This window comes from Microbacterium sp. (assembly GCF_030149085.1).
Lineage (GTDB): Bacteria > Actinomycetota > Actinomycetes > Actinomycetales > Microbacteriaceae > Microbacterium.
Map to the genome: position 1 here is coordinate 1 of NZ_JASBSF010000112.1, position 6,637 is coordinate 6,637.

Consider the following 6,637-nt stretch of genomic DNA (forward strand, 5'->3'; position numbering starts at 1 on the left):
CGTGGTGGACAACCCAGCGGATGCCGGCGGCGCGCGTCGCCTCACCGACGAGGAGCGCCGGGAGCGCGAGCGCGAGCGCCGCCGCCACTATCGCGAGACGCACGTAGACGAGGTTCGCGAGCGCAACCGGCGGTGGAAGTCGGAGCATCCCGAGAAGATCAAGGAGTACCGCGACCGGTTCCGGGCGAATCACCTCGAGCGGATCCGCAAGGAGAACCGCGAGCGCGAGCGCGCTCGAGCAGCGAAGGCCCGCAGGACCGCGGCCGCGGCCGAACGTCGGCGTGTGAAGGGACGCGAGCGCTACGCAGCCGATCCCGAGACCCATCGCGACTACCAGCGCGAGCGTCGCCGGGCTCAGCGCGCGGCCGACCCCGAGGGCTACCGCGAAGCGAAGAAGCAGCGCAACAAGCGCTGGCGCGATTCGCACAAGGACGAACAGAACGCGAAGCTGCGCGCCAAGCACCGGGACAACCCCGAGATCAAGCGCGCCGCCGCGGAGCGCTACTACGCCGAGCACGGGGACGAGGTCCGCGAGCGTCGGCGCATGTACTACTGGGCGAACCGCGAGAAGCAGCTCGAGAAGCAGCGCCTATGGCGTGCGCGAGAGAAGAGGCGCCGCGAACTGGGGTTGCCACCTCGCCGCCTGCACCGGGTGACCGCGAGCGAGCGTGCTGCGAATGCATCCGCCGCTGACGAGTTCTTCACGCGGGTGCGCACGCCCGAAGAGGTAAGGGCGATCCGCCGCGAGCCGAAGACATCCGCTCGCGAACTCGCCCGGTGGCACCGATCCAGCGCCCGCGCTCGCCTCGCATCCGGAATCGACGCCGACTCCGACGCCATCCGACCCGTGACGACCAGTCGACGCCGCGAGACCGAACGCGAGGCGGCCGCGCGTCGCAAGCGAGAGGCGGATGCCGCGGAAGCGGCGCGCATGGACGCCATCGCCCGCAAGATCAACGACCGCCTGCGGCATGAGCCGCGGCGTTCGCCGACGACACGACGCAGACCAGTGCAAACTGCCACACCGCCATCGACATCTGGAGGACTATCGCGATGAACACCCAGCCGAAGGGAGCCGCCGTGCTCGATCGATCAGACGTTGAGGCCGCGCTCGCCCGCGTCGCGGTGGCTGCGTTCACGTACTACCCGGAGAAGGGAATCGAGGAGCCCGGCTACGTCGTCGACGAAGACGTCGAGTGGGCGATGGAGCCGCTCCGGCTGCTGGACGCCCAAGGACGTGAGGAGTGGCGGCGGCGCTTCACCGCGGCGATCGCCGACGAGGCGACCGATCGTCGAACCTTCATCGCGGATCTCATGGCGCTCGCCGATGAGTAGTCAAGCAACCCTCCGAAGCCGGAGAGAGTAGCAGTCGTTGCCGGCTGCGTACCGGGCTTTCGCGACGTATGCTCACTCGCTGCGCTCGCTCCGCTACTTCACGGTCCCGGTACTCCGCCGGCCCCGACCGCTTGATGCGCCATTGTCGGAGGGATGGTGGCGAATGGGGTTGAGGTCGGGCCCGATCAAGGTGGGCGGGATGCTGAGCTCGACGGGCCGGCGATGTCGGGGGCCGGCGTCACACTGATCCCGAGGGAGCCAAGGACCCCGCGGGAGGCCCCATGAACGATCAGGTGGCGATCATGCTGGCGCTGGGTGTGATGTGCACCTGCAGCGTTGCGTTCGCACTCATGCTTCCGGGGCTTGCGGTCGCGGTCGGACGCGGCAGGATCTCGGCGGCCGCCCGAGTCTCAGCCGTGATGGCGGTTCTGGTTGTGGTCACGCTTGCCGCCGCTGCGGTGCTCGGTGCCTCGCCCGTCGTGTACTCGCTTGTGATCTGAACGACGGAAGTCAATGTCGCGGCTGTCGCCGACTGCGTCCAGGCCTGTCAGAGCGAGATGCCGCGGTCGACGTCGGGCGTCGATACCGACGGCCCAGGTCGGTGCTCCGGACGACGCTCAACTTGGCTCGCCTGCCGAATAGCGAGGAGCTGCCTGTCGAGCGCGGCTTCAGCATTGGGACGTGCCTGCGAGTCCTCGGGGAGGTGCAGTCCGGGCAAAACCTCACGGCGCCCGATCTCATGGAGTTGGACCAGAACCTCGGCGAGCGGTGCGGGAACCTGCCGGAACGAAAGCGCGTAGTCGGTTGTTGCGCGAAGCTCGGATAGCCATCGCATCGCGCGTGCTGCGGATGGTGGCGTCGCACGTGCCTGATCGAGAGCAGCGAGGGCGCCGGCGAAGCCGCCCGGGTCGAGTCGTGATGCATCGAACAGCGCAGCTCCGTCGCGATCGATGATGGTGAGCCGGTTAACGCTGGGCGTTGTCTCAAGAGCTTCGATCAGTGCACGTGTGCCGAGATACAGCCGGTCGTGGTCTGCCAGTGTCGTGAAAGGGGACGCGCGGCCCTCACGGGTGTCCAGCAGATACTTGGATGCCAAGGCGAGCAAGCTCTCGGAGCGTGGCACCGCGACCACCGCGACCGAGGTCGTGAACCCGCTCGTGCCGAACAGGCTCGTTGCAGCGAGCGCGGCGTCCGTTGAGCTGAGCGTGCCGTCGAGGAGCAGCGATCGCTTGTTGGTCCTCGCGTGCTGGAGCGCACTCCGCATCCACCCAGAGGCAGAGTCCTGCAGGATGCGTCCGCTCTCGGGCGAGCCGTCGCGCGACAGATCGAGGTAGCGCGGGTGGAACATGCGCAATTCGACCGCACTCAGGACGGCGGCGTGACCGTCGGAGAGTCGACTCGCGACACGCGTTACGGCGGTGCCCGGCTGACCAACGACGAAGGTCATGCCCGGGGGCTCGCCGCCGGGCTGATCGGGAAAGACAATCGGGACGATGTGCTCGTCGAAAATCCGCCGGGCGGTCTCATCGGTGAGAGTTGGGTCAGTCATTGCCTCAGACCCTCGAGTTCAGTAGCTCGGGCCTCGACATCGGTGAGAAGCCGATCGATTCGCGCACGATCGAAGCCGGCGTCGAACAAGTCGCGGCGGAGTCGCTTGGCCTCGCCAAGAGAGGCGTCGGTGTCCAGGGCTCCCTCGCGGGCGAGGTCGAGCAGCAACGCGACGACGTCGCTTACTGCCTCGCGCGCGAGGTCGAACCTCGCAGCGTCGTTCGCACGCCACGCCGCCGATTCGACCGTCATCGATCCTCCTGTCCGGATTCTATCCGCCTGGGTAGGACGACCTCGGGTCGAGGACGGCATCCAAGGCCGACCGACGCTGACTCGTCGGCGCGAGAGCCCGCCGTGGGCGTCTCACCGAACCGAAGCGCGCACGCTTGCGACCTCAATGTCGAGTGTCGGCGGCTCGGACGTAGCATCGAGTCGCGGCCGGAGAAGGGGGACTTCATGTCCGGGCGCTGGCATCCGATCCTCGCGGCGGTCGAGAATCCCACCGGTACGTGGCGGATACTCGACGGTTTCGGACACGAGTACGGACGCGTCGAGCTGCGACGCGTGAACGGTGGTGCTGACGCCCGCTACAAGGCGTTCCTGCGCGGCGACCATATCGGGTGGTCGACCACGCTCCGAAACGCTTGCGAGCACATCCACGCCGCCTACCTTCTGCAGCACGGTCCTGGAGGTGGGGCGATCGCTGACTGGGGCGAACTCACCGGCCACGGTCGTCGAGCGATGCGCCACGGGCTGCCGGAGTCTTGAGTGATGACAGCGGGCTCGGTCTGCTGCTCAGCCGTGCGTATTGATTCCGGTAATCGAGTAGCCGAGCTCGGCAAGGCGCCCGGCCGCACCGTCCCGTCCGCCGCTGAACTCGGCGGGATCGAGCGGACTCCCGTGTTGAACGCCGTATGCGACGCCGAAGATCGCCTTTGAGTCATAGCGGCCGGTGTCAGTCACAAGGAAGTAGTCCCGGGCCTTCCCGAAGCCATACCGGTGAAGGAACGCCTCGCGACCGACCTTGTCGAACTCGGCGATGGCGACGCCAACGGCGCGACGATCAGTCAAATCGGAGTAGCTCGGCATGATCGCACCATACTGTTCCCACCCATCGGTGTCGCCCACGGGCCGGATATGAACCTCCGCCCCGCGACGGCGTGGACACTTGTGCGCGGTCGCCGCCATTGGCGCGCATCCGCCACGCGCTGGGTCAGAACCAGCCGATCGATGTCGATGCCGTTGGATAGGCTCCAAAAGGGGAAGCGCCTGTGGCCGGGCAGAGCAGTGGTGGGGAGAGTCCAGCGTTGGATGCGTTCAAGGTTCATCGCGGTCTGATCGAGGATTACCGCCGATTCACAGAGGGCTTCGTCGGCGCGGCCGACCCCAAGATCCGCCAGTACCTCGAGCAGCAAAGCGCAGAGGGTCGGCAGTGGCCGGATCCGTGGCTCTCGCTGAACCCCTCGTTCGCGCCGGGTGGGTCGGTGGACGAACTGGTGCGCGAGCACACGCTTCACCCTGATGCCGCTCGCGTCTTCCGGGTCAAGAAGGACCTCGCAGATGCCGGCGAAAGCACCCCGATCGTCTTCCACAAGCACCAGCGGGACGCCATCGAGACCGCGGCTACTCGCAAGAGCTATGTCCTCACGACGGGCACGGGCTCTGGCAAGTCGCTCGCCTATATCGTCCCGATCGTGGATCGAGTGCTCCGCGAGGGCACGGGCAAGGGGACGAAGGCGATCATCGTCTACCCGATGAACGCACTCGCGAACAGCCAGCTCGTGGAGCTCGAGAAGTTCCTCAAGTTCGGGTTCGACGGCAAACCGCCCGTGACGTTCCGTCGATACACGGGACAGGAATCGCACGACGAGCGGCAGGAGATTCTTGCCTCTCCGCCCGACATCCTGCTCACCAACTACGTCATGCTCGACCTCGTCATGACCCGCCCGGACGAGCGACTCTCGCTCATCAAAGCGGCGAAGGGGCTCGAGTTCCTCGTCCTCGACGAACTGCACACGTATCGCGGGCGCCAGGGCGCGGACGTGGGGATGCTGGTCCGCCGCGTTCGCGAGGCGTGTGAGGCGGCCGAGACCCTTCAGTGCGTCGGTACCTCGGCAACGATGTCGAGCGGTGGCACGCTGGCGGAGCAGCGCGCAGAAGTCGCACGCGTCGCCACGCAGATCTTCGGTACTGAGGTCGAGCCCGACTCGGTGATCACCGAGACGCTGGTTCGCGCTGGGCGCGGCGATGAGGTCTCCGCTGAGCAGCTCCGTCCGCTGATCGAGCAGCGCGGACCGATCGAGGCACCCAAGGTCGAGCTGACCGCCGACGAGCTGTCGCACGATCCGCTCGCGGGCTGGATCGAGCAGGAGTTCGGACTCGACACCGAGCCTGAGAGTCAGACGCTCGTCAGGCAGAAGCCGACGACGGTGAGTAGGGCCGCGGAGAAGCTCGCATCGCTCACAGGCACCGACAAGACTCTGGCCGCGACGGCGATCCGCGCCACGCTCCTCGCTGGAGCGAACGCCAAGAACTCCATCGGTCGTGCCTTCTTCGCCTTCCGGCTGCACCAGTTCCTCTCCAAGGGTGGCAACGTCTTCGCCAGCCCGGAGTCGCCGTCTGCGCGCGCCATTGAGACGAACTTCCAGGTCACGATGCCCGGGCCGCCCGAACGTCGGCTCTACCCGCTGGCGTTCTGTCGTGAGTGCGGTCAGGAATACCTGGTCGCTCGCCGCGGCGACCCCAAGGGCGCAGGAGTCGCCCACGCCCGCCACCAGATCCGCACCGCGGATCGAGCGGACGGCTACCTGTACATCTCCGATGACCAGCCGTGGCCGGTCGACCCGGTTGAGGAAGGGCGCCTCCCCGGCTCGTGGCTGTCGGTGACGGCATCCGGCACCGGGGTCACCAAGCTTCGGGCCGCCGACGTCCCTGAGCGGGTCGACGTGACACCGGATGGCCTCGTCACCCCGCTCGGCACGAACGAGCAGGCCCAGAACACGCTCGCCGCCTGGATCCCCGGCACCTTCCGCTTCTGCCTCTCGTGCGGGGTTTCCTATGAAGCTGCGCGCACCTCCGAGTACACCAAACTCGCGACTCTCGACCGCGAGGGTCGGAGCAGCGCGATGACTGTTCTCGCGACCTCACTGCTCACCTCGTTGAGGAAGATCCCTGAAGGCGGGCTTCCCGCACGGGCGCGAAAGCTCCTGACCTTCGTCGACAACCGACAGGACGCGTCGCTTCAGGCCGGCCACCTCAATGACTTCGTCCAGGTGGCGCAGCTGCGCGGTGCGCTCCACCATGCAGTCGACCGGGCGGGCGATGACGGCCTTGAGCTTCTCGACGTGGGCGAGAGGCTGGTTGAAGCGCTGGCTCTCCAGCCTGTGGACTACCTCGCCGACCCTGAGGGTCTCGCGACTCGGTCTGGCCGCTCAGCCCTGAAGAGGGTTCTGGAGTACCGGGCGATCACCGATCTGCAGCGCGGCTGGCGAGTCACGCTTCCGAACCTCGAGCAGACCGGACTCGTCATGGTCGACTACCCGCTCGTGGAAGAACTGGCGAGTCGGGAGGACTACTGGCAGGAGGCTGACTTCCGTCTCCGCTCCGCCGATCCGAAGCAGCGGATTGAGGTGTCCACGGTCCTCCTCGATGAGTTCCGCCGTGTCCTCGCGATTGATTCCGAAGCGCTGTCGGTCGATTCGTTCGAGCGCCTGCAGAGGCAGAGTCGCGACTATCTGACAGGGCTATGGGCGAT

8 protein-coding genes are annotated in these 6,637 nt (G+C 67.0%); 5 read left to right on the plus strand and 3 right to left on the minus strand.

The window, feature by feature from the left end; all coding sequences use genetic code 11:
- The 3 genes from Q1V87_RS04645 to Q1V87_RS04655 form a co-directional block, all read left to right on the plus strand.
- Positions 1–1,057 (plus strand): hypothetical protein (locus Q1V87_RS04645; RefSeq protein WP_300591048.1); only part of this gene is annotated, 1,057 nt, incomplete at its 5' end.
- A 23-nt stretch (positions 1,058–1,080) separates the two neighbouring features.
- Positions 1,081–1,335, plus strand: a complete 255-nt coding sequence (locus Q1V87_RS04650; RefSeq protein WP_300591049.1) for a hypothetical protein — start codon at positions 1,081–1,083, stop codon at positions 1,333–1,335.
- 281 nt (positions 1,336–1,616) lie between these two features.
- Positions 1,617–1,835, plus strand: coding sequence for a hypothetical protein (locus Q1V87_RS04655; RefSeq protein ID WP_300591050.1), 219 nt, complete (start codon positions 1,617–1,619; stop codon positions 1,833–1,835).
- A 47-nt stretch (positions 1,836–1,882) separates the two neighbouring features.
- Here Q1V87_RS04655 and Q1V87_RS04660 read toward each other — a convergent pair whose 3' ends face one another.
- Positions 1,883–2,884: a zeta toxin family protein gene (locus Q1V87_RS04660; RefSeq protein ID WP_300591051.1), complete on the minus strand. Its 1,002-nt coding sequence runs from the start codon at positions 2,882–2,884 to the stop codon at positions 1,883–1,885.
- Entirely contained in the window at positions 2,881–3,135 is a 255-nt protein-coding gene (locus Q1V87_RS04665; RefSeq protein ID WP_300591052.1) for a hypothetical protein, read from the minus strand. Before Q1V87_RS04665 ends, Q1V87_RS04660 begins: the two co-directional genes overlap by 4 nt.
- 204 nt (positions 3,136–3,339) lie before the next feature.
- Here Q1V87_RS04665 and Q1V87_RS04670 point away from each other — a divergent pair, with 204 nt between their 5' ends.
- The gene (locus Q1V87_RS04670) at positions 3,340–3,651 is read left to right on the plus strand and encodes a hypothetical protein (protein WP_300591053.1); all 312 of its coding nucleotides are present in this window, start codon (positions 3,340–3,342) and stop codon (positions 3,649–3,651) included.
- 27 nt (positions 3,652–3,678) lie between these two features.
- Here the strand turns inward: Q1V87_RS04670 and Q1V87_RS04675 are convergent, their stop codons facing one another.
- On the minus strand, positions 3,679–3,972 hold the full coding sequence (locus Q1V87_RS04675; protein ID WP_300591054.1) for a hypothetical protein: 294 nt from the start codon (positions 3,970–3,972) through the stop codon (positions 3,679–3,681).
- Positions 3,973–4,190: 218 nt separating this feature from the next.
- Here Q1V87_RS04675 and Q1V87_RS04680 point away from each other — a divergent pair.
- Positions 4,191–6,637, plus strand: a 2,447-nt coding sequence (locus tag Q1V87_RS04680; RefSeq protein WP_300591055.1) for a DEAD/DEAH box helicase, incomplete at its 3' end; no start/stop codon positions are given.

Bases quoted from the DNA above. Each gene is read 5' to 3' on its own strand.
- Q1V87_RS04660 (WP_300591051.1), bottom strand. From the start codon at position 2,884: ATGACTGACCCAACTCTCACCGATGAGACCGCCCGGCGGATTTTCGAC.
- Q1V87_RS04675 (WP_300591054.1), bottom strand. From the start codon at position 3,972: ATGCCGAGCTACTCCGATTTGACTGATCGTCGCGCCGTTGGCGTCGCC.
- Q1V87_RS04655 (WP_300591050.1), top strand. From the start codon at position 1,617: ATGAACGATCAGGTGGCGATCATGCTGGCGCTGGGTGTGATGTGCACC.
- Q1V87_RS04665 (WP_300591052.1), bottom strand. From the start codon at position 3,135: ATGACGGTCGAATCGGCGGCGTGGCGTGCGAACGACGCTGCGAGGTTC.
- Q1V87_RS04670 (WP_300591053.1), top strand. From the start codon at position 3,340: ATGTCCGGGCGCTGGCATCCGATCCTCGCGGCGGTCGAGAATCCCACC.